Raw genomic sequence first — 20421 nt, 5'->3', positions numbered from 1 at the left:
GTTGCACACAGAAACGGTCAAAGTGGGAAGTCATGCTTGACGATTCTAAGATCCGCCGCCTCTTTTGGATTTCCGACAGTGTCAACTTTGCAAATTCGGCTCAATATTTTTTATTTGCCGTAAACTTATCGCAAATAACGAGACAGTAATAATAATGTCTGAATATCGGTGCTAAATGGCGGTTTTGCAACGTTTTAAGCGCTGAAACCATACAAAACAGAAAAGTCCGTTCGGCCTCAGGCGCATTTTGGGCCGAGCTTCACCGAGCCACCACAACCACTGTGGCACACTATGTAGTAGTAAGCTCGCTTAGTAGAGGGCCGACGAAAGAGGTTGATTTTGGCAGATACTACAGATGACGTCCTGCACGTCGAAGGCGGAAAGCCGCTCAACGGTACCATCAAGGTGCGCGGCGCCAAGAATTTCGTGAGCAAGGCCATGGTGGCCGCTCTGCTCGCGCCCGGCGTCTCCATGCTCAAAAACGTCCCCGAGATTCGCGACGTCCACGTGGTCTCCGACCTCCTGCGTCTGCACGGCGCGACCGTCGATTGGGACGATGCCAAGGGCACGCTGCGCATTGACGCGACCAACGTCCAGCTGGCCGACGTGGCCGATGTGGACACGCTTTCGGGCTCATCGCGCATCCCGATTCTTTTCTCCGGCCCGCTCCTGCACCGTTTGGGCGAGGCGTTCATCCCGCAGCTCGGCGGCTGCAATATCGGTGGCCGCCCGATTGACTTCCATTTGGAGACGTTGCGCAAGCTCGGCGCCAACGTTGACAAGGAACACCACGACGGCATCCATATCACCGCTCCCGACGGCTTGCACGGCGCGAAGATTCACCTTCCGTATCCGTCGGTAGGCGCGACCGAGCAGACGCTTCTGGCTGCGGTTCAGGCCGAGGGCAAGACGGAGCTTTCCGGTGCCGCCACCGAGCCTGAGATTATGGATTTGGTCGCCGTGTTGCAGAAGATGGGCGCGATCATTTCCGTCGATGTCGATCGCACCTTCCGTATCGAGGGTGTCAAGGAACTCAAGGGCTTCACTCACACCGCACTGACCGACCGCATCGAGGCCGCTTCCTGGGCCTCCGCTGCGCTTGCGACCCACGGCGACATCTTCGTCAAGGGCGCCACGCAGCCCGAGATGATGACCTTCTTGAACGTTTATCGCAAGATCGGCGGCGAGTTTGATGTCACCGACGAAGGCATCCGTTTCTGGCATCCGGGCGGGGATTTGAAGCCCGTGGCCATTGAAACCGATGTGCACCCCGGCTTCATGACCGACTGGCAGCAGCCGCTCGTCGTCGCGCTGACGCAGGCCAATGGCCTGTCAATCGTGCACGAGACGGTCTACGAGAACCGTTTCGGCTTCACCAAGCCGCTGGTGCAGATGGGCGCGACCATCCAGCTGTACCGTGAATGCCTCGGCAGCCTGCCGTGCCGCTTCCAGCAGCGCAACTACAAGCATTCCGCCGTCATCTTCGGGCCCACCCCGCTCGAAGGCCGCGACATCGACGTGCCGGACCTGCGTGGCGGCTTCAGCCACCTTATCGCGGCGCTCGCGGCCAACGGCCCGTCGAACGTACAGGGCATCAGCTTGATTGATCGTGGCTACGCCGACTTCCGTGGCAAGCTCGCCGCCCTCGGCGCCGATTTCGACTGAAGCTAGGCGCGCTTCCTGACCGTTTGCAATCTCCTCGCTGGATATTCCAGTGGGGAGATTTTTCTATGTTCGACAGAAATTTTGAGACAAAATAAGATAAATCTGTCTCTAAAATGGCGGTGAGAAAGTGTTCGATGAGCATCATTTCGAAAAATGAATCTCGTATCACAAAATAGAGTATTACGCAAATCGCAAACTGACGAAGGAGTCTCTGTCCCCATCTTGTACACAGAGTTATCCCCATGGTGTGGATAACTTTGTGCATTGTCCCCAGTGACACGCCCAAAATGTGGATAACATATTTTCTTATCCACAGATAACAATCCGTGCGTGTCGCCATGTGAGGGCTGTAGAAAAGGACATCCGCAATTTCGATGGCGCTTTGATAATGTGACGAATGATGATTACTGAAAATAGGACTTTTCCCGCACTCCACACACATTCATGCGGGAAACAACCTATTTAGAAGTTCTAAATGCGACTTTTCCGGCATAAATGTGTGGGGAGTGCGGGAAAAACGCATTTTGCAGTGTTGTAGAGCTTTGGGAGGAAGCGGGGCCGAAACGCTGACTTTTTACGGTAGTTTGGTTAAGCTTGACGGCATGGCAGACGGAAATTCTTGGGACTCAACGCGGTCGGGCGGCGACTTTAATTCAGGCAAGTTCGACAGTGACACTTCGGCGAACAATACGACGCTTTTCGACCGTGTGCCGCCGCATGACGACGACGCGGAGATGGCCGTGTTGGGGGGGATGCTGATGAGCAAGGACGCCATCGGCGAGGTCTCGCAGATGATCGACGTCTCCGATTTCTACCAGCCCAAGCACCAGACCATCTACGAGGCGATCATCACCCTGTTCTCCGCCTCCGAGCCGGTGGACGCCGTGCTCGTCGCCAACGCGTTGCTCAAAGACGGAAACCTCGAAAAGGTGGGCGGCGTCGATTACCTGCATAGCCTGGTGGCAGCGGTCCCGACGGCCGCCAACGCAACGTATTACGCTGAAATCGTCCACCAGCGCGCGATCTTGCGCAACGTCATCGCCGCTGGTACGAAAATCGCCCAGCTCGGCTATTCCGCGGAAGGCTCGCAGGCCGAGGATGTGGTGAATCTGGCCCAGTCCGAGGTCTATGAAATGAGCGTGGGCAAGGTGCGGCAGGATTACGAGGCCATCGGCCCGGTGGTTCACGACGCGCTCGACCAGCTTGACGCCCTGCAAAACGGAACCATCGAAAAGGGCGTGCCGACAGGCTTCAAGGGCATCGACGACGAAACGCAAGGCCTGCAACCCGGCCAGATGATCGTTGTCGCGGGCCGCCCGGCGATGGGCAAGTCCACGTTGGGAGTGGATTTCGCACGTTCGGCTGCGCTGCACAACAACCTGACCACCGTCATCTTCTCGCTCGAGATGAGCAAAACCGAGCTGGCGCAACGTATCATTTCCGCCGAAACCGGCATCCCATTGGTCGCCCTGCGCCGCGCGGACAACGACAGTCTGACCCCGGAACGCTGGAACACGCTGAACGACTTCTGGACGGCCATGCAGAACGCGCCGCTCTTCCTCGACGACAGTCCCAACATGAGCCTGATGGAAATCCGTGCAAAATGTCGTCGTCTGAAGCAGACCAACGACCTCAAACTCGTCATCATCGATTATCTGCAGCTCATGAGCTCGGGCAAGCAGGAGGAAAGCCGCCAGCAGGAGGTCTCGGGCTTCTCGCGTGCGCTGAAGCTGCTGGCCAAGGAACTTGAGGTGCCCGTGGTCGCGCTTTCACAGCTCAACCGTGGCCCCGAGATGCGTAATGACAAGAAGCCTCAGCTCGCCGATCTGCGTGAATCCGGCTCCATCGAGCAGGACGCCGACGTCGTCTTCCTCGTTCATCGTCCTGACTTCTACAACGAAGAGGACCGACCCGGCGAGGCTGACATCATCCTGGCCAAGCACCGCAACGGCAAAACCGGAACGTATCCGCTCGCTTTCCAAGGCGAGTATTCGCGCTTCCGCGATATGCCGCAGGATTACAACCAGGGGGTCTGATGCAAGGTACTTCAACTTCAAAACTCCAAATCTCAACACCCCAAACTTCAACACCCCGAAAGCCGTGGAATGCGTTCGCAACCCCGACCATCGGCAAGGCGGTCCGCAGGCTTTCGCGCCTGCTGCATCACGGCGGCAGCGCGTTCCCAGGCAAGGTCGTCGAGACGATAGACCCCGATTTTCTGGCGCGCACGCTCGGCCAGTTGCGCTACGGGGTCGTGCTGGTTTCGGGCACGAACGGCAAGACCACAACCACCCGCATGATCGCCTCGATGTTGAAGGATCTGGACCTCAAGGTCTTCACCAACCCTACCGGCTCCAACTTCACGCGCGGTGTCGTCTCGGCTCTGCTCACCGAGGTTTCGGCTTCCGGAAAGCTCGACGCGGACATTGCCGTGCTGGAACTTGATGAGGCCTACGCGGTGCATTTCGTGCATCAGGTCAAGCCGCGGTATTCCTTGCTTTTGAACGTTATGCGCGACCAGCTCGACCGGTTCGGGGAAATCGACAACACCGCGCGGCTTTTGAGCCATGTTGCCGAGGCGACGACCGGAACCGTGGTCTTGAACCGTGAGGACCGGCGGATTGCGGCGCTTGCTTCCGTTGTTCCGGAGGGTACGCAAGTCCGGTATTTCGGGCTTTCCGACGAGTTGCGCAAACTTTTCCCCTCTGATGACGACATGCATGCCGGGGATTTGTCGGCCGCCGAAAAAGCCGCTGCGAAAGTGGAAGGAGTCAACACGGCGTTGGCCAGTGCCGTCGCGCCTGCCGCTGCTGTTACGTCTGCGTCGCAAGCTGATGGGCCAGCAACCTCGCAAGCTAGTGCGTCTGACTCCCAGGCTGGTACTGCAACTTCGCAAGATGGGGCGGCAACTGCCGCAACCTCACACGATGTATTCGATGCCGAAGGCAACAGGATTATCCCCAAACTCGATGCGCGCGAGACCGTTTCCGCTTCAGCGGCCATGGCGGATTCGTTGGCATCGCAGCGTTTTGCGGACGTGGTGCTGAGTCACGTGGGCGATCGTGAGGCCGAATTCGTGATGGACGACGCCGAATTCGACACCAAGGTCCAGCTCGAAGGGGTCTATAACCTGTTCAACGCGGCTGCGGCGCTCGCCGTGGTTCGTGCGGTGACCGAGCAGATCGAGAATGCCGACACCACCCAGCCCAGGGCGCGCGACGAACGGCTGATGCGGGCGCTTTCCCATGTCACCCCGGCATTTGGGCGTGGTGAGGTCATCAAGGTTGACGGCGCGCCGGTCGAGCTGCTGCTGGTCAAAAACCCGATGGGCTTCAGGATGTCGCTGGCAAGTTTCGCCCCTGAGGGTCACGACACGATGATTGTCATCAATGATGAATATGCCGATGGGCGCGATATGAGCTGGCTCTGGGACGTCGATTTCACCTCGCTGCGTGGCACCGGCGTTGAAATAGTTTCGGGCGTGCGCGCGTGGGACATGGCTTTGCGCTTGGAATATGAAGAAGTCAAGGTTGTACAAACCGACCCGAACATCGAAGAGGCCGTGCGCAAGTTCGTCACTGCCAATCCCGGCAAGCCGAAACATATCTATTGCACGTATACCGCGATGCTCAAGGTGCGTTCGGAACTTGGCAAATACGCCAAAGTCGCCGACGCCGGAGTGGGGAAGTGAACGCAATGGGCGAAAATCGTAGCGAGAACCAGAACGCAAATATGCAAGCTTCACAACCTTCGCAAGCCGCCAGGCCGATTGACGTCATGTCCATCTACCCGAAGGATATGAACATCTACGGTGACTGGGGCAACGTGCTCGCCGTCAAGCGTCGGCTTGCGCTATACGGCTACGAGCCGGTTATCCACACCTATAACCAAGGTGACTCGTGGCCGGAGCACGTCGATATGATTCTCGGCGGCGGCGGACAGGACAACGGCCAGAAGAAGATTTCCGAAGACTTCTTCAAGCGCGCGGACATCCTGCGAAAATTGGCCGAAGAAGACGTGCCGATGCTCATGATCTGCGGCATGTATCAGCTGTTTGGTGAGTATTTCGAGACCATCGACGGCACGAAACTTGACGGCATCGGCATTTTCGGTGTCTACACCGAAGGCCGCGAAACCCGTATGATCGGTAACCTTCTGGAACATTCCGACCAGTTCGGCAACGTCATCGGCTACGAAAACCATTCCGGCCAGACCTTCCTGCGCGATGGCGTTCAACCGTTCGGCCACGTCGACCACGAGGGCTGGGGTAACAACGGCAAAGACGGCACTGAAGGCGCCCGCATCCACAATGTCATCGGCACCTACATGCACGGCCCGCTGCTCCCGAAGAATCCGGAGGTCTCCGACTTCCTCATCCGTGCCGCCGTCACCCATCGCTACGGCGAATTCCATCCGCAGCAGACCGAGTCGCAAAAGGCGGAACTCGCCCATATCGACGCCCTAGCCGCCAATGCCCGCCGCGTCGCTATTTCAAGGCCTCGCTAATTTAGTACTCAACAAAATGTTCGTCTGTTTTCATTCCTGTTTGTCGTCGTTCGTGCTTGCATCTTCGTTGAAAGTAATGGATTCGGCGATATCCATAAACTGGTCGGAACGCACGAAGGCGTTGTCGTAAGTGCAGGTCATATAGAGTATCGCAGTTCGGCTTTCGACGGGGAAGGCGAAGAGATTGGCGAACCAGTTCTTGTCGGAGGTGGTGTACGTGAATTGGAGCATCGCCAAAGTGCTGCCGTCATGCGGATTAGGCCGCGCGGCCATGGCTACGTTGTCGAAGGTCGGGAGGCTGCGCGATAGGGTGTTGGCGTAGAGGTTGAGAAGTTCTTCCAGTTTTTCCTCGTCCCAGGCACGTTTTGATATGCCGCCTACGATGCTGGTGTCTGGGTCGTTCTGATAGTCGAAAAGCCGCTTGCCTTTGCCGGCGCTGTACTCGTCGGTTTCATTTGAGGGATTTCCCTGCCCCGTCGTCGATTTATCTGCCTGATTGTTTGATAGCTGCGGTTGTTCTTCCTTCGATTCATGGTTCATGAATCCTTCAGGCAGACTTAGGGTAACGTTTCCGTTGAAGATTGTGGCATCGGTGCTCATCTGGTTCGTCTTTCTTCAGATAGTTTGTGAGTTAACACGGGCAAGGTTCAGTCTCCGAATTGGTCGATGGTGTAGTTGCTGCCTTGGCTCCACTGGTATTGGTAGACGGTCTGTCCGGTGTGGCAGTTGTGGAAGGTGACGGTCATGTCCCAGTCGCCCTTGCCGCCTTTAAGGTAGTAGTTGGTTGCATAATCCTGGGGGAGGTCGAGGGTCATGCCTGCCTCGCCCATGGCCGGGATGTGTTTGTCGAGCCAGAGGTCCATGGTGCGTCCGTCCTTGCCGATTTGGTAGCGGTAGTCCTTACCTTTGCTGAGGAAGTCCTTTTCTGACGCCTTGATATCATCGTCATTCTCTTTGATGAGCTTGTACAGTTGCTTTTTGGTGACCACGATGGTGATGTCTCCATTTTTGTGGGCGTAGACGTCTGTGTAATATTCCGGAACGGTATCTTTCATTCCCTGGACATATGTTTGTGCTGTGGGTTCGTCTTTACTAAAAAAATGTTTGATGAAGTTTGCAGGGTAGGTTATTTCCTGTGTTGCTGGTTTCGGTGCGGGTTTTACGGGTTGCTGGTTAGCTCCACATCCTGTTAACGCTACGGAAAGAAGAAGCGTCATTAGCGCTATCAGGATGGAATTTAGTTGTGATTTTCTGTGTTGTATTTTCATGATTATGCCGCCAAAATTAAATCCACGACCGCGATTTCTGCTGGCGTTGCTACTTCGCTGTCCAGTCCGACCGTCAAAACCACACTAACCACTGCTATACTTGCTGTAGCAATGATGGCTGTTTTCTTCCAAGGCGGTAGCTCCTTCCAGTGTTGTCTGATAACAGCGACTGGAGGATTCGCCGGTTCAAGTGGGTGGTAATTAAGAGGATGCCAGTCTGTTTTGTCGTGGAGGTCAAGTCCAACATGGCTAGAGACTGTACCATTGTCAGTTTCGGTTCCTGCTTCATAGCTGATATTGGTTTTCTTCTGAATCGAATCCTTTGTCACCAGGATCTTATCGATCTTATCGCCGTTCTTTTTCGTCCAGCTGTACTCTTTGGCAGTTCCATTGATTTCTTCTTTGTACTCCCAACCGTCCTTTTCCAGTTTGACGGAGGCCATGTGTTCGAGTTCGGCGGTATTGCCTTTGATGGTCGAAGTAAAATCAAAGTTAATCGGTCCCTTTCCTCCGCCTTCGATACTGTTGCCGACTTCGATATTCAGGTTTTGGCCTACGGGTATTAACAGTTTCTGGCCGACTGCCAGGCTTGGGGCGATTTTTGCATACGCTTCGACTAATCCACTGAACCATCGGGCGATGTCCTCCGGCTTCTTTGATTCCAAATCGTTCAAGGTAAGCCCGTTTTCAACGAGCTTCTTGAACATTGCTGATTCGTCGGTGTAATCGTTAATGCCGTTCTTGAGTGTGGAGTTGATGTACGAGGTGTTGAATTCGCCGGTCGCAGGATTGATGGCGTCAGTAAGGTTCCTCACCTGTTGGGTCAGATCTTCCAGCGAGGTAACAATTGCGGCAAGACGTGAGGTGTGTTGGGTGTTGACTTCGTAGACATTCGTCCAAATCTCGTTGATTTTCTGAGCCGACATATTGTTCATATCGATTACTTTACGGTAATACGTTTTTTCGGTATCGAGGGTTGATCCCATATCAAAGCCATTGAGGTAGTGCTCCAGTCCGTACCATTTGTCAGCTATCGCGTCCCCGAACTGTCCTAAGGGGTAGTTGTCCTGCCCTGCAACATCATTGACTATTCCCAACAGTCTTTGTTTTGTGGCATCACTGAAATCTCGTTTTGTCATGGTTTTGTTACCTTGCTTTAGGATTCATTTATCTTGTTTAGGTGCCGGGACAGGTGAGCGGTCCAATGAGTTCTCAATGGATTTGGCGTTATCTTCGTCCGCTTTCTCGTAGTCCTTAAGTGCTTGTTGGAAAAATTTGATTGCCTCTGACACAAGGTTGTCAAAGACGCTTTGCAGCGTTAGAAAATCGCGGTCTATCAGCGCGATGGCTTCGATGCTACTACCATCACCTACTTGGTCCGTATTGTTGTCACGTTTAACATTAATTGTCTGAAGTTTTTTGATTTGTTTGTCGAGCACATCGGTGTGAATGGTGATTTCCATGATTCCCCAAACTGTATATATTTAACGTTCGTAGAGTTTGTCGTCGGCTTGATCGACCGAGGCGATAAGGCTTTTGCATACATTGTCAGCTTCGGTGCCAAGGGATTTGAACTGCCCTTTGAGCCCAGCCGCTACGGATCGATAAGCGACGGTGGCTTCATGCAGTGAGCCGCTTACGATGCCTGTCTGTGCAATGTCGTCAAGGGTTTTCAGAAACGCGTCAAATTGTTCTTCCAGTGCATTGCCTCTATCTGAAAAGGCCTTGCCTCTACCCAGTACGTAATCGTCGTCGATGACCAGGTCGCCTTGCGTCTGTGCCATTACCATTCTCCTCTCGCGCGCATTGCTGCTTTTTTGGCTTCCTGTTGGGCTTCCCACTGCTCTTCTGCCAAGACTCGTTGCAGATGGCTGACCTGATCAGCCCGATAGTTTTCGGCGTTGGCGATACTTCGTTGAAGGTCGCCGATTTCCTCTTCGGCTCTTTGAATGCCTTGATTCACGCTTTGTATGCCTTCGGAATATGCTCCTGCCACATTGTTGGGAGCATTGCCGAACAATATGTCTCCCATGACATTGCTGTAGCCAACAGCGGAACGGCAATTGGCGCAATCTTGCCAGATTTTGTTGAAGCTGTTTTGGCGTCGTCCTTGTTCATTCAGAAAACTATTTTGCTTATAGGAGACGTAAGAAAGCAGTTCACGAAGACGGTTGAGGTTTTGCTTGGCGGCATTGAGTTGATCTGACAAGTCGGAGATACGTTGATCTGTGCGCGCTATATCGGCGCGCAGATTATCCGAATACGGCATCGTGGCCTCCCCCCCCCAAGATAGCCATGTTATTTATATTGATATTTTATAGCATTATATAATAACCAATATCGCCGTATTCGCTAGCTGAAATATGAAATCAGTTCGACATCTTGGCTTTGCCTCTTTCGTAATATTTCAACGATTCGACTCGGCCGATGATGCTGAAAGCCCAGTTTTTGTAGCGCAATTTGGTGACTGCCGCATTGTCCATTCCCTTGGAGTTGAGGGTTAGGTCGATGGCGATGAGGAAATGGACAATGCTCAACCCGGAACTGACGACCAGCGCATTGCCGCCACCATGCGCAAGAGCGGCCTCACCAATACGCTTCATCCCGCGGTTCATGCGTTCCAGCACCTCGGCCGCGGTTTCCGAGCGAATCTCATTGTCAAGCAGAACGCAAATGGCGATTGGCGCGAGAGTGTAGTCGAAGACGGGATTATTTGAGTTTCATCCACACCGAAGTGTCTTGCGGGAGCTTGCCGTCAGCAGTAAGTGGGCTGGAGCTCAGCAGCACTTCGCCTTCCGGCAGATTCATCGGTTCGGCGCTGAAGTTAGTGATGTTCGTCCAACCGTTGGCGCGGCGATAGGCGATGGAACCGCCGAGATTGCCGTCGGCGCCGTCGTGGGCTTCGGTGGCGTGGTCGTAATCGTCAAGCCACGTCAGGGAAGTGTCGTGCGTTTGCAGCTCGTGGCGCAGCTTCAGCACACGACGATAATGCGAGAGCATGGAATCGTCGTGTGCTTCCTCACCGTCCACCGCGTAGTCGGAGAACCATGAGGGCTGTGGCAGATGGGGCTTTTCGGCGTTGCTGCCATCGTCCTGCTTGGTGGGGGAGAAGCCGAAGGAATCGTCCTTGCCGTCGGTCTGCCACGGAAGCGGCACGCGGCAACCGTCGCGGCCCTTCTTGGTCAGGTCTCGGCGGGTGCCGAAGGCCCACGGGTCTTCGAGCTCGTCCCACGGGATATCGGAAACTTCGAAGAGTCCAAGCTCTTCGCCTTGATAGATGTATGCCGAGCCGGGCAAGGCCATTTCCAGCATGACGGCGGCGCGGGCTCGTTTGGTGCCGAGCTCACGGTTTTCGTGGTAGGTGGCGCCGTTGCGCAACAGCCAGTCGTTGGCGATGGCATGGTAGAGGCCGTTGTCGGTCTTGACCTGCGGCAGCGCGTAACGCGAGGCGCTGCGCGGCACGTCATGGTTGCCCATCACCCAAGTGGAGGTGGAGCCATTGGTACGGGCGGCCGAGGCGATGCCGTCCTCGATGGCCTCGTGCATCTCGTCGCGCAGCCAGTTGCATTCGGCGAACTTGAAATTGAAGACCTGTCCGAGTTCGTTCGGACGGGCGTAGAGGTATTGCCGCGAAGCTGGAACCCAGGCCTCGGCGATAGCGAATCGTGCGGGCGTGTACTTGTCGAAGACCTCGCGGCGCCATTCGCGGAAGATCTCGTGCACCTCGTCGCGGTCATAGACCGGGTGGCTGCCGTCTTCGACGGTGATGTGCATGGCGTCGATGTCGTAGTTGTCGAGGTCGTCACGGTCGAGATCCTTGGCTAGGCCTTCTGCCACGTCCACGCGGAAGCCGTCGGTGCCGTGGTCGCACCAGAATCTCAAGGTCTTGAGGAAGTCGTCGTGCACCTCGCGATTGTTCCAGTTGAAGTCGGGCTGTTCCTTGGCGAACAGGTGCAGGTACCACTGGCCGTCGGGCACGCGGGTCCAGGCGGAGCCGCCGAAGTTGGCGATCCATTTGGTCGGAGGCTCGTCGCCGTTGGGGCCTTTGCCGTCGCGGAAGATATAGCGGTTGCGGGCGGGGGAGCCGGGCTCGGATTTCAGTGCTTCCTGGAACCATGGGTGCAGACGGGAGGAATGGTTCGGAACGATGTCTACGATGATCTTGATGCCGGCTTTGTGCGCGGCGGCGACCATCGCGTCAAAATCGTCCATCGTGCCCAGGCGCGGATCGACGTTGCGATAATCCTGAACGTCATAGCCGCCGTCGGCCAGTTCGGAGGGATAGAAGGGCGAAAGCCACACCGCGTCGACGCCGAGAGCCTTGAGATATCCCATTTTATCGGTGATGCCTTTAAGGTCGCCCAAACCAGAACCGGTCGAATCCTTGAAACTTCTCGGGTATATCTGATAGACCACCGCTTGTTTCCACCAAAGGTTTTCCGAAATATCTGTGGGCTTGGATGTGGCTTTTGCCTTCTGGCTGACGGATGACATTCTGCTCCTTATCATTGTCATATTTTCTGATTATCGATGATTCAATGACCATGTGTGAGCCCATATTCTTCAGGCAGAGTCTCGGAAGGGAACATGAGCCCGCACATGGGATGGTTGGTTGCGGCAAAATCAACGTTCGCAACCAACCATCATGGTATTGTCAATTGCTATTCGCGGCCGCGTTCATAATACTGCGTCGAACCCACGGGGCCGATGATGGTGAAGCGTCCGTCGGCATAGCGCAACTTGGTGGTTGCGGTGTTGCCCTGATCGGAAAGATCCACCTCCGGGTCGATACGGAAGAGGAACTCGCGCAGGCTCAAGCCCGAACTGACCACCAAGACGTTGCCGCCGCCTTGCGCAAGCGCGGATTGTCCGATGCGGGTCATGGCCGCGAACATGCGGTCCTGAATCTGCTCCGAGCTTTCCGCGCGGTCCTCGTCATCAAGGTCGGTGTCGAGTACGTTGCGTTGGTCGAGCGCGTACAGGCCGTCCTGCAGGTCCAGATTGGCTTTGGTGCCGATGGCATCGAGAGCCGCCTGCAACGAGGCATATCCGAGTTCTTCCATCGCGGCTTGCACGGATGCATTGATATCGCGTCCTTCGAAGCTGCCGAAGTTGGCCTCGCGAAGGTCCGCGTCGCGGGTGATGGACACGGATTCGTTGCCCGAGTAGTCAAGTGCGCCGCGAGCGGTTTCGTAATGGCGTTGCAGGGTACCGCACCATGCGGCTTTGAAAGTGATGCCTTTCAACCCTCGTCCGAAACAGCGGATGATTTCTCGTCCCTCAGGAGTCACTGGGAAATCAGACCAACCCTGCATACGGCCCATGGCATTGGAGGTGGTTTTCGTGTGACGGGCCAGATAGATGGTCACCGGCTCGGTATTGTTCATCTCGCTCATTGTGCCTGAACCTCGGGCTTGCGTGCCGCGCGAATCTTCTTCTCCTCGGCGAGCGCGACGATCAGCTGGATGACGAAGGCGCAGGCGATGGCGACATAGATTACCGTGAAGGTATCGCCCCATCCGTGAAGCACGTGGCCGAAGAAGTTGATACCGCTTGCGGAGGAATCCGCGATCTTGGCGAGCAGGGCCTTTGCCGTGGAGTCGCCAAGCAGATAGGCGAAGGCGCCGAGCAGGCCGCCGGCCAGTGCCGCAGCCTTCTTCGGGACCTGATTCAACAGGGAGATGCCGATCAGCACCTGCGGGCCGAACGCGAAGAGACCGACGAAGAAGATGGCGATAAGCACGCCCGTCGGGGTGGTGCCGCGCTGGTAGAAGACCATAGGCACGTTCACAGCGGCCAGGCAGATCAGCGAAACCAGAGCGGGACGTCCCTTAAGCGCGTCGGAGACCGCTCCCCAAGTGATGCAGCCGATCATGGAGCCAAGACCGAAGTAGAAGATGGCCTGGGCGCCGGTATCGGCGCTGAAGCCGAGCTGCTCGGTAAGTCTCAGAGACGACCAATTATCGACGCCGGTACGCATGATATAGGCGAAGACGTCGGAGAAGCAGAGCATCCAGACCAACGGGTTCTTCAACAGATACTTGCGGAAGATGGTCCAGGTGGATTCGCCTTCGGAAGAGACGTCCTCTTCTTTTGCGGGCTCGCCGAAAATGGTTTCTGCGGATTCCCAGCCAAGGTCTTCAGGACGGTTCTTGCCGACGGTGAAGCAGATCATGCCCATGATGAAGGCGACGATTGCCGGGGCGATGAACATGCCGGCCACGTTGCCGTGGAAGAATGTATTGGCGCACCACAGGGAGAACATGCCTGCCAGACCGCCGCCGATATTGTGCGAGGCGCTCCAGATGCCGTAATAACGACCGTAGTTCTTCTTGGTGGTCCAGTTCATGATGACGCCGGAACAGCAGGGGCCGGCCCCGCATTGGAAGAGTCCGTTGATGGCCCAGAACGCCAGAAGCCAGCCGAGCGGTATGTTGTTGAAAGTCAGCAGGAAGCCGAAGCAGGCGACGATAAGTGAAGCCCCCATCAGCATGATGGAAGCGGCCTTCTTGTTGTCCTTGTCGGTGACGATGTAGCCGACGATGATTTTGCCGATGCCATAGGCCAGGGAGAACGCGGTGCCGATTAGGCCCAGATCAGTGGTCGTCATATGCAGCTGCGTTTTCAGCAGCGGCTGTGCGGCCTTGAAATCATCGCGTACGAAATACATGAAGCTGTAGAGCAGGACGCTGATGATGAACGGTTTCATGAACTCCATGAACCATTTCTTGCGCTGTTCGGAAACCGGCATATTTATTTTTGGTACATGTTTGTCAAAAGCAAGATTGAATGTATTGCTTGACATGCGACCTCCTTGTGCTGTGTTCTCTTTTAGTTAACTGGTGCCGGCATCTTTGAAGGAGCCACTTTGCATACTGCTCTGTTATATAAAAGCGCATTTACAAAATATAAATAGTACTTTTATTATTTCCTTTTAAAAAGCCAACAATTTTAATAATAGCGCTTGCACAACGATTGTCAAATACCTGCATTCCCGGTTATTTGAGTAAGCCGTATGGTATCGGTGAAAGGGAATGTACGCGAGTTGCGCGATCGGCTGACGGCCTTTCTTCTCAGAAGTCGGAAAACCCGGTTGTAAGATATAGGAATACCAAGGAATCAGGGTGTTTTCAGGAGGCAATGTTGGGCAGAGTCACCATGCATGATGTGGCGCTTGAAGCCGGTGTTTCGGATTCGACGGTATCCCGTGCCTTGCGCGGGCTGGATCGCGTCGATGATTCTACAAGGCTGAAGGTACAAGAGGCGTCGAAGCGCTTGCACTTCCAATTTTCACGCAATGCCTCTTCGTTGGCGAGCGGCAAAACCATGCGGGTCTCATTGCTGTTGGCGGACTCGCTCAACACGTGGTTCGACTCCTCGGTGCTTGAAGGGGCATATGAGATTCTTTCCCCGGCAGGCTATGACGTGGTGCCCGTTGTCGCGGGCACTGCTCAAAGACTCAACAAGTTTTTCGACAGATTGCCTTCTGACGGCAACGTCGACGGAATTATGGTTTGTTCGATCAACCTCAACACCGGCCAATCCGATATTCTTAAACGACTTTCCATCCCCTCGGTCGGATTGGATTCACGCACCATCGACGGATTCGATGCTTCCGTCCTGCTCGATGATGGACAGGCCATGAGCGATGCCATTGATTTGCTTAGGAATATGGGACACGAGAATATCGCCTTTGTCGGTTGGCCTGCTCCCGGCGATTTGCAGCTGAGTTCTCAATTACGCGCCGAAATGTTCATGAAGGCGGCGTTGAGCCAAGGATTCGATAAAAACCAGGTACATAATCTTGTGCTGGGTGAGGCGAACGATTATCGATCCAAAGACGACGCCCTGGAGGTCGCCGTCGCGCAGTTGCTGGCGTTGCGTCCGCGGCCCACGGCCATTTGCGTGGAGACCGACGATTTTGCCGTACCGCTGATTGGTCGGCTCAAGCGCTTTGGCGTCCGTGTGCCCGAAGACATGTCAGTTATCGGATTCGACGACAATGAATTGGCGCCCATTGTTGGTTTGACGACGATTCGTCAGAATCCGGTTAAAATGGCGCGTTTGGCAGGGCGGAAGATGCTGGCGCTGATGAATGGTGAGAAGCTTGAACAACGACATTCGCTGATACGTCCCGTACTGATGATGCGTGATACTGCATTCGCCGTCAAATAGCAACGAGACAGCAGAAAGGGTGTTTATTGGCTGGTATTGCCGAAGTTCGTCTCTTGGCTATTTCGATAGTAAAGGCTTAAAATAATTACAGGTATCACTACTAACGAAAGAGGAATCATGGCTGATTACAAACTGGGTGACGGGCTGCGCACCATATTTCTGGCCGGCATCGGAGCGCTGGCAACCACTGCCGAAAAAGGGCAGGAAATCGTTGACGAACTGGTCAAGAAGGGCGAGCTGACGGTGGAGCAGGGCAGGACGCTCAACACCGAGCTCAAGCACAAGGCGCAGGAAGTCAAGGACGACATGAAAGAGCAGAACGCCAAGGCTGAGGCGGATGACGTTGACAAGCCCGGCGACGACAAGCCTGCAGCTGACACGTCTGACGAAAGCGGCGACAAAGCCGAGTAATTTTAGCATTATTGCCTCTTGTTTTTTAGTATCTTGTTTCGGCGCTGGAATGGCCAAGGGCAGGTGGCAATGTGCCGCATAACTATGTTTGATTTCAGGTGACGATGGCCGATAAGGTTTCCAATACCGCTTTGAAGGGCAACTATGCTCAAAATGAGCCCGAGGATAATGCCGAGACCGAAAGTCGCCTCGCCGGAACTGGAAGCCCCGCTGAGACCGAAAAATCCTTCCAAACTGAGGATACCGTCGAAACTCAAGATGCAGCTAAAACCGGAAGTTCTGCCCAAGTCAAAGGTGCCGCTGGGCCAACTGAATCAAAAAACGCTACTGGGCCCAAAAACTCCGCCAAATCTGAAGAAAACTCCAAGTCCCAAGATTCCGTTGAGCAAGCAGATGCTCAGTTTGCCGGCCCTCCAAGCGACGACGAAATCAGCCTGTTCGGCCGACGTCGCGAATCGTTCGCGCAACGCTATCACCTGACCCGGCGCGGAAAGGTCAAGCGGCTTGGCGAGATTTTGCGTATCATGGGCGAATTCGACATCACCAAAGGCCTTACGCCGCGCAAAATGCGGTTGATGCTGGAAGCGCTCGGCCCGACGTTCGTCAAGGTCGGCCAGATGCTTTCGATGCGTTCCGAGATTCTGCCGCAGCAATATTGCGACGAACTGGCGAAGCTGCGCGCTGATGCCGACCCGATGCCTTACCAGACCGTTGTCGATACACTCGCGCAGGAATACGGGCGCCCCGTTACAGAAATTTTCGCTGACATCGATCCCAAGCCGCTTGGTTCCGCCTCGCTTGCCCAGGTTCACCGCGCGACGCTGCTTACCGGCGAGGACGTCGCCGTGAAAGTCCAGCGGCCGGGCGTGCGACAGACGATGGCGCAGGACGTCTCGATCATGCGTTCCGTGGCCAAAGCCGCAACGAAATTTATGGGTTCGAGCATGCAGGTCGTCGACCTCGGAGGTGTGGTCGAGGAACTTTGGGATACGTTCGAGGACGAAACGGACTTTTTGATGGAAGCCCGGCATCTTGCGGAATTCAAGCGTTTCTGCGACCAATATCGCTATATGGACTGCCCGAAGCCGTATATGGATCTCTGCACTCAGCACGTTGTGGTGATGGATTATATCGAGGGAATTTCGCTTAACCATACCGACAAGCTCATCGCCGAAGGCTACGATTTGAAGGAAATCGGCACCAAGCTGGTTGACAATTATGCTGCGCAGATTCTCGACAACGGTTTCTTCCACGCCGATCCACACCCGGGCAACGTCATCATCGCCAACGGCAAGATCGTGCTGATTGACTTGGGCATGGTCGGCCGTCTCGACCGCAAGACTCGCAAGCTGCTGAAGCAGATGATTTTCGCCGTCGGGGCGCAGGATTCACCGGCGCTCGCGGACGGTTTGCTGCGTTTCGCCGATACGCAACCCGATCCGGAGGATTATCCTCATTTGTTGAGCGACCTTGACGTCATCGTCGAGGAATACGGCAAAGTCGACCTGGCCGATCTCAACATCGCCGAATTCGCGTTGGCGCTGACCAATCTCGCCCAGCGGCATGGCATCGAAGTGCCCTCGACCATCACCACCATGAGCCGCGCGATGGTCACACTCGAAGGCACGTTGGACGAATTCATTCCCGACGTCAACATGATTCAGATCATTACCAACCATGCCGCCCGAAGCAAGCGCCTGGACGAGGTGGCGGTCGACGAGGCCAAGACGCTTGCCATCGAAGGCAAAAAGGCGCTGCATGGTTCGCTCGACGCGCTCGCCGAGAGCAAGATCGCCATGCGCATGCTGACGCGCGGCCAGTTGCGGATGAACATGGAGATCGTTGGCAGCGAGGAACCGCTGAAGCAGATTTCCGACATGACCAATCGTCTGACGATGGCGCTAATCGTGGTCGGCTTGTTCGTTGGCTCGTCCATCGTCTATTACGCAGGAATGAAACCCATCGTTTTCGGCATTCCTGTCGTTGGTTTCATGGGCTACGTCATCGCCTTCATCTTGAGCGTCTGGATCGTCTTCGACATCTATTTCAAAGGCCGCAAAGCCAAGAAAGCCGCCAAAAACAAGTAGCGCTTACAATAATGGTGATGATAAAGGGGTTCCTTCCAAACGTTGTTGGAAGGAACCCCTTTTAAAAATGACTTATCTGTGAAAGACAGTCTTAGTCGATCAGGCCATAGAGACGGTCGCCGGCGTCACCGAGGCCGGGGACGATGTAGCCGTGCTCGTTGAGATGGTCGTCGACGCCGCAGACCACAACCTTGAGGTTGACGCTGGGGTCGAGCGTATCTTCGACGCGCTTCAAGCCTTCAGGGGCGGCGATGATGTTGATGGAAGTGATGTCCTTCGCGCCGCGCTCGATTAAGTAGTGCGTCGCCGCGATAGTGGTGCCGCCGGTGGCGAGCATCGGGTCGAGCAGGAAGACCTGACGTCCGGTCAGATCTTCGGGCAGACGGTTCGCGTAGGTGATGATGTCGAGCGTGTCTTCGTCGCGGCGCATGCCGAGGAAGCCGACTTCGGCGGTCGGCAGGAGCTTGGTCATGCCATCGAGCATGCCAAGGCCGGCGCGCAGGATCGGCACCACCATGGGGCGCGGGGAAGCGAGATGCTTGCCGGTCATCTTGCAGATCGGGGTCTCGATTTCCTTGTCGACGACGTCGAGGTTGCGCGTCGCTTCGTAGGCTTCGAGAGTGACGAGCTCGCTGACGAGCTCGCGGAAGATGTTGGAAGGGGTGTTCTTATCCCGCAGAACAGTGAGTTTATGTTCGACCAGCGGGTGATCCAAAACTTGAAGTTGCATACTTCTAGGATATGCCCAGCCGTGGTTTTTTTAAAATCGAAAACTGAATATTGTGTGTGCCGTCACAACATTGCGGATTGGCAAGTTATTGGCTTTCGACCAGATTCTCTAGTGAATGGGTCTTTTCCAGCATTAAATGAGGTACATGTGCTGGGAAAGACGTATTTAACGTTGCTAGATACGTTGTTTGCAGCACATATACCCCTTGTGCTGCGGGGAAAGACGCATTTTGCAGTGTCTGTGACTTTTGCCTGCCTGATTAGCGTGATTATTCAGGATTCGTGATTCGCCTTACGTGTCGAAATCAAAGCTGAGTCGAAAGGCGATATTGAAGAGTAAAACGCTGAACCGCGAAAGCGCCTGTCGGCGCGAACGCCGCTCGCAGCGGCAAAAAATGAAGCCCGGGGCTTAAGCACGGTCCAGCGCGTCTCTAAGTATAACTGGTCATCCTACGTTTACACGCCGAGCGCGTAAAGTGCGGGTTTTAGGCGTTTGCGCGGTGCCGGATTACTCGAGTTTGCCTTGGCGCCAGAGGCTGGCTCCGTGGCGGAAATCCGCGGAGGTCGTCATCAGATTGCTGCCGGTGTGCAGCAGACGAGCGGCGACGGTACGCGGGTCATTGGATGCCGGGCCGGCCGAGCTCGCCGGGCCTTTGCCTGCACGGTAACGGTTGTCTGCGTCGTGCAGAGCGGAGTTGTAGCGATTGGCGGCGGGGTCGTTGCGGTCACTTTCGCCATAAGTCGTGCCATGGTCGCTATGGGCATTGTGGTGATTATGCTCGTCGTAATCGGCGGAGTTATTGCCATGCGCATTGTTGGCGGCTACCTGATTGGCCGCATTCGTGTCATTGGTGTGACCAGTATCGCTGTTTTCTTTTTCACCATTATCAGCGGCTTCGTTGGCAACACGTTGTGCGGCTTCGGCTGCTTCGACTTCGTGCTGCAAATCACGCATATGCGCTTCGCGGCGGGCTGCTTCGGCAGCTTCTGCCTTGCGTGCCTTTCCGGTCAGCATTTTCGCGCGAATCGCGAGGCCCTTGGCGATGACGTCGATAAAGGCGGAGGCGCGTTCGAGTGCGACGGCGAAATCACCGGTGAACGCGCCGGAAAGTATGGAATCGGCGGTATGCACGATGTCTTCGGCAGTCGGGGGAGTGTCGACGCCGGCAATGGCAGAAGCGGCCGTGTCCTCCGGCTCGGCGATACGGTACAGGCTCGCCAGCGACCGCTGGTTCTTGCGCATCCACGTGCGCAGCAGGTAAAGCCGCCAAAGGATGCCGGGCAGGGAATCGGGTTCCGACCTGCTCCACAGTTCCGCGATGATATCGACACCTTCGCGGTCGACCAGAGTCAGTACGCGCTGCACAATTTTCGGGTCCTGCGTGTGGTGCACGCGGTCAAGCATCGCCTGCGCCGAAGCATGGCTCATCTCGTTGATTTCCTCAGGGTCCATGCCTCCGGCCATCTTCTCGGTCAAAGCCGGGTCGAGCTGAGCAGGGCGTGCCGGGCGTGAGGAACCCGTTCGTGCGGGTGCGAAGCCGGGATGGGCGGAATTGACGGAACCGGAACTATAATGCACT

At 55.5% G+C, this 20421-nt stretch carries 18 protein-coding genes and 1 pseudogene; 7 read left to right on the top strand and 12 right to left on the bottom strand.

Annotated elements, in window-relative coordinates; genetic code table 11:
• Positions 1-339: 339 nt before the first annotated feature.
• The 4 genes from murA to OZX62_RS08870 all read left to right on the top strand — a co-directional run bounded on the left by murA (position 340) and on the right by OZX62_RS08870 (position 6171).
• Positions 340-1665: a UDP-N-acetylglucosamine 1-carboxyvinyltransferase gene (murA, locus tag OZX62_RS08885; protein ID WP_277175825.1), complete on the top strand. Its 1326-nt coding sequence runs from the start codon at positions 340-342 to the stop codon at positions 1663-1665.
• 602 nt (positions 1666-2267) lie between these two features.
• Complete coding sequence (gene dnaB / locus OZX62_RS08880) at positions 2268-3701, top strand: replicative DNA helicase (RefSeq protein ID WP_277175824.1); 1434 nt, start codon at positions 2268-2270, stop codon at positions 3699-3701.
• Complete coding sequence (locus tag OZX62_RS08875; protein ID WP_277175823.1) at positions 3701-5356, top strand: Mur ligase family protein; 1656 nt, start codon at positions 3701-3703, stop codon at positions 5354-5356. The genes dnaB and OZX62_RS08875 overlap by 1 nt, the downstream gene beginning before the upstream one ends.
• Before the next feature lie 41 nt (positions 5357-5397).
• Complete coding sequence (locus OZX62_RS08870; protein WP_277177090.1) at positions 5398-6171, top strand: glutamine amidotransferase; 774 nt, start codon at positions 5398-5400, stop codon at positions 6169-6171.
• A gap of 30 nt (positions 6172-6201) precedes the next feature.
• Here OZX62_RS08870 and OZX62_RS08865 read toward each other — a convergent pair whose 3' ends face one another.
• The 10 genes from OZX62_RS08865 to uhpT all read right to left on the bottom strand — a co-directional run bounded on the left by OZX62_RS08865 (position 6202) and on the right by uhpT (position 14244).
• The gene (locus tag OZX62_RS08865; RefSeq protein WP_277175822.1) at positions 6202-6711 is read right to left on the bottom strand and encodes a hypothetical protein; all 510 of its coding nucleotides are present in this window, start codon (positions 6709-6711) and stop codon (positions 6202-6204) included.
• Positions 6712-6818: 107 nt separating this feature from the next.
• Complete coding sequence (locus tag OZX62_RS08860) at positions 6819-7226, bottom strand: hypothetical protein (protein ID WP_277175821.1); 408 nt, start codon at positions 7224-7226, stop codon at positions 6819-6821.
• Positions 7227-7441: 215 nt separating this feature from the next.
• The gene (locus OZX62_RS08855) at positions 7442-8578 is read right to left on the bottom strand and encodes a hypothetical protein (protein WP_277175820.1); all 1137 of its coding nucleotides are present in this window, start codon (positions 8576-8578) and stop codon (positions 7442-7444) included.
• Positions 8579-8602: 24 nt separating this feature from the next.
• Positions 8603-8902, bottom strand: coding sequence for a hypothetical protein (locus OZX62_RS08850; RefSeq protein WP_277175819.1), 300 nt, complete (start codon positions 8900-8902; stop codon positions 8603-8605).
• Positions 8903-8923: 21 nt separating this feature from the next.
• Entirely contained in the window at positions 8924-9223 is a 300-nt protein-coding gene (locus OZX62_RS08845) for a hypothetical protein (RefSeq protein ID WP_277175818.1), read from the bottom strand.
• On the bottom strand, positions 9223-9708 hold the full coding sequence (locus OZX62_RS08840; RefSeq protein WP_277175817.1) for a hypothetical protein: 486 nt from the start codon (positions 9706-9708) through the stop codon (positions 9223-9225). Before OZX62_RS08840 ends, OZX62_RS08845 begins: the two co-directional genes overlap by 1 nt.
• Before the next feature lie 100 nt (positions 9709-9808).
• Positions 9809-10054 carry a hypothetical protein gene (locus OZX62_RS08835; RefSeq protein ID WP_277175816.1) on the bottom strand — a complete coding sequence of 82 codons (246 nt, stop codon included), beginning with the start codon at positions 10052-10054 and terminating at the stop codon, positions 9809-9811.
• A 94-nt stretch (positions 10055-10148) separates the two neighbouring features.
• Positions 10149-11933 carry an alpha-amylase family glycosyl hydrolase gene (locus OZX62_RS08830; protein ID WP_277175815.1) on the bottom strand — a complete coding sequence of 595 codons (1785 nt, stop codon included), beginning with the start codon at positions 11931-11933 and terminating at the stop codon, positions 10149-10151.
• Positions 11934-12100: 167 nt separating this feature from the next.
• Positions 12101-12835: a histidine phosphatase family protein gene (locus tag OZX62_RS08825; protein WP_277175814.1), complete on the bottom strand. Its 735-nt coding sequence runs from the start codon at positions 12833-12835 to the stop codon at positions 12101-12103.
• Positions 12832-14244: a hexose-6-phosphate:phosphate antiporter gene (gene uhpT / locus OZX62_RS08820; RefSeq protein WP_277175813.1), complete on the bottom strand. Its 1413-nt coding sequence runs from the start codon at positions 14242-14244 to the stop codon at positions 12832-12834. Before uhpT ends, OZX62_RS08825 begins: the two co-directional genes overlap by 4 nt.
• 335 nt (positions 14245-14579) lie before the next feature.
• Between uhpT and OZX62_RS08815 the strand changes: the two genes are divergently transcribed.
• The 3 genes from OZX62_RS08815 to OZX62_RS08805 all read left to right on the top strand — a co-directional run bounded on the left by OZX62_RS08815 (position 14580) and on the right by OZX62_RS08805 (position 18112).
• A complete protein-coding gene (locus OZX62_RS08815; protein ID WP_277158192.1) occupies positions 14580-15614 on the top strand; it encodes a LacI family DNA-binding transcriptional regulator in 1035 nt (344 codons plus the stop codon).
• Positions 15615-15731: 117 nt separating this feature from the next.
• Positions 15732-16025 (top strand): phasin family protein, encoded by a 294-nt coding sequence (locus OZX62_RS08810; RefSeq protein ID WP_277175812.1) that lies wholly within the window; start codon positions 15732-15734, stop codon positions 16023-16025.
• A gap of 104 nt (positions 16026-16129) precedes the next feature.
• The gene (locus OZX62_RS08805) at positions 16130-18112 is read left to right on the top strand and encodes a lipopolysaccharide core heptose(II) kinase RfaY (protein ID WP_277175811.1); all 1983 of its coding nucleotides are present in this window, start codon (positions 16130-16132) and stop codon (positions 18110-18112) included.
• A 91-nt stretch (positions 18113-18203) separates the two neighbouring features.
• Here OZX62_RS08805 and upp read toward each other — a convergent pair whose 3' ends face one another.
• A complete protein-coding gene (gene upp / locus OZX62_RS08800; RefSeq protein ID WP_277175810.1) occupies positions 18204-18842 on the bottom strand; it encodes a uracil phosphoribosyltransferase in 639 nt (212 codons plus the stop codon).
• A gap of 1005 nt (positions 18843-19847) precedes the next feature.
• Positions 19848-20420, bottom strand: a pseudogene (locus tag OZX62_RS08795) (hypothetical protein); the annotation flags it as partial.
• Position 20421: the final 1 nt, after the last annotated feature.

The sequence above is a fragment of the Bifidobacterium sp. ESL0690 genome, from assembly GCF_029392315.1.
In the GTDB taxonomy this organism is placed as follows: Bacteria; Actinomycetota; Actinomycetes; order Actinomycetales; family Bifidobacteriaceae; genus Bifidobacterium.
This window is presented reverse-complemented; position numbering and strand designations above follow the sequence as displayed.

Bases quoted from the DNA above. Each gene is read 5' to 3' on its own strand.
- dnaB (WP_277175824.1), top strand. From the start codon at position 2,268: ATGGCAGACGGAAATTCTTGGGACTCAACGCGGTCGGGCGGCGACTTT.
- OZX62_RS08875 (WP_277175823.1), top strand. From the start codon at position 3,701: ATGCAAGGTACTTCAACTTCAAAACTCCAAATCTCAACACCCCAAACT.
- OZX62_RS08870 (WP_277177090.1), top strand. From the start codon at position 5,398: ATGCAAGCTTCACAACCTTCGCAAGCCGCCAGGCCGATTGACGTCATG.
- OZX62_RS08865 (WP_277175822.1), bottom strand. From the start codon at position 6,711: ATGAACCATGAATCGAAGGAAGAACAACCGCAGCTATCAAACAATCAG.
- OZX62_RS08860 (WP_277175821.1), bottom strand. From the start codon at position 7,226: ATGAAAGATACCGTTCCGGAATATTACACAGACGTCTACGCCCACAAA.
- OZX62_RS08855 (WP_277175820.1), bottom strand. From the start codon at position 8,578: ATGACAAAACGAGATTTCAGTGATGCCACAAAACAAAGACTGTTGGGA.
- OZX62_RS08850 (WP_277175819.1), bottom strand. From the start codon at position 8,902: ATGGAAATCACCATTCACACCGATGTGCTCGACAAACAAATCAAAAAA.
- OZX62_RS08845 (WP_277175818.1), bottom strand. From the start codon at position 9,223: ATGGCACAGACGCAAGGCGACCTGGTCATCGACGACGATTACGTACTG.
- OZX62_RS08840 (WP_277175817.1), bottom strand. From the start codon at position 9,708: ATGCCGTATTCGGATAATCTGCGCGCCGATATAGCGCGCACAGATCAA.
- OZX62_RS08835 (WP_277175816.1), bottom strand. From the start codon at position 10,054: ATGAACCGCGGGATGAAGCGTATTGGTGAGGCCGCTCTTGCGCATGGT.
- OZX62_RS08830 (WP_277175815.1), bottom strand. From the start codon at position 11,933: ATGTCATCCGTCAGCCAGAAGGCAAAAGCCACATCCAAGCCCACAGAT.
- OZX62_RS08825 (WP_277175814.1), bottom strand. From the start codon at position 12,835: ATGAGCGAGATGAACAATACCGAGCCGGTGACCATCTATCTGGCCCGT.
- uhpT (WP_277175813.1), bottom strand. From the start codon at position 14,244: ATGTCAAGCAATACATTCAATCTTGCTTTTGACAAACATGTACCAAAA.
- OZX62_RS08815 (WP_277158192.1), top strand. From the start codon at position 14,580: ATGTTGGGCAGAGTCACCATGCATGATGTGGCGCTTGAAGCCGGTGTT.
- OZX62_RS08810 (WP_277175812.1), top strand. From the start codon at position 15,732: ATGGCTGATTACAAACTGGGTGACGGGCTGCGCACCATATTTCTGGCC.
- OZX62_RS08805 (WP_277175811.1), top strand. From the start codon at position 16,130: ATGGCCGATAAGGTTTCCAATACCGCTTTGAAGGGCAACTATGCTCAA.
- upp (WP_277175810.1), bottom strand. From the start codon at position 18,842: ATGCAACTTCAAGTTTTGGATCACCCGCTGGTCGAACATAAACTCACT.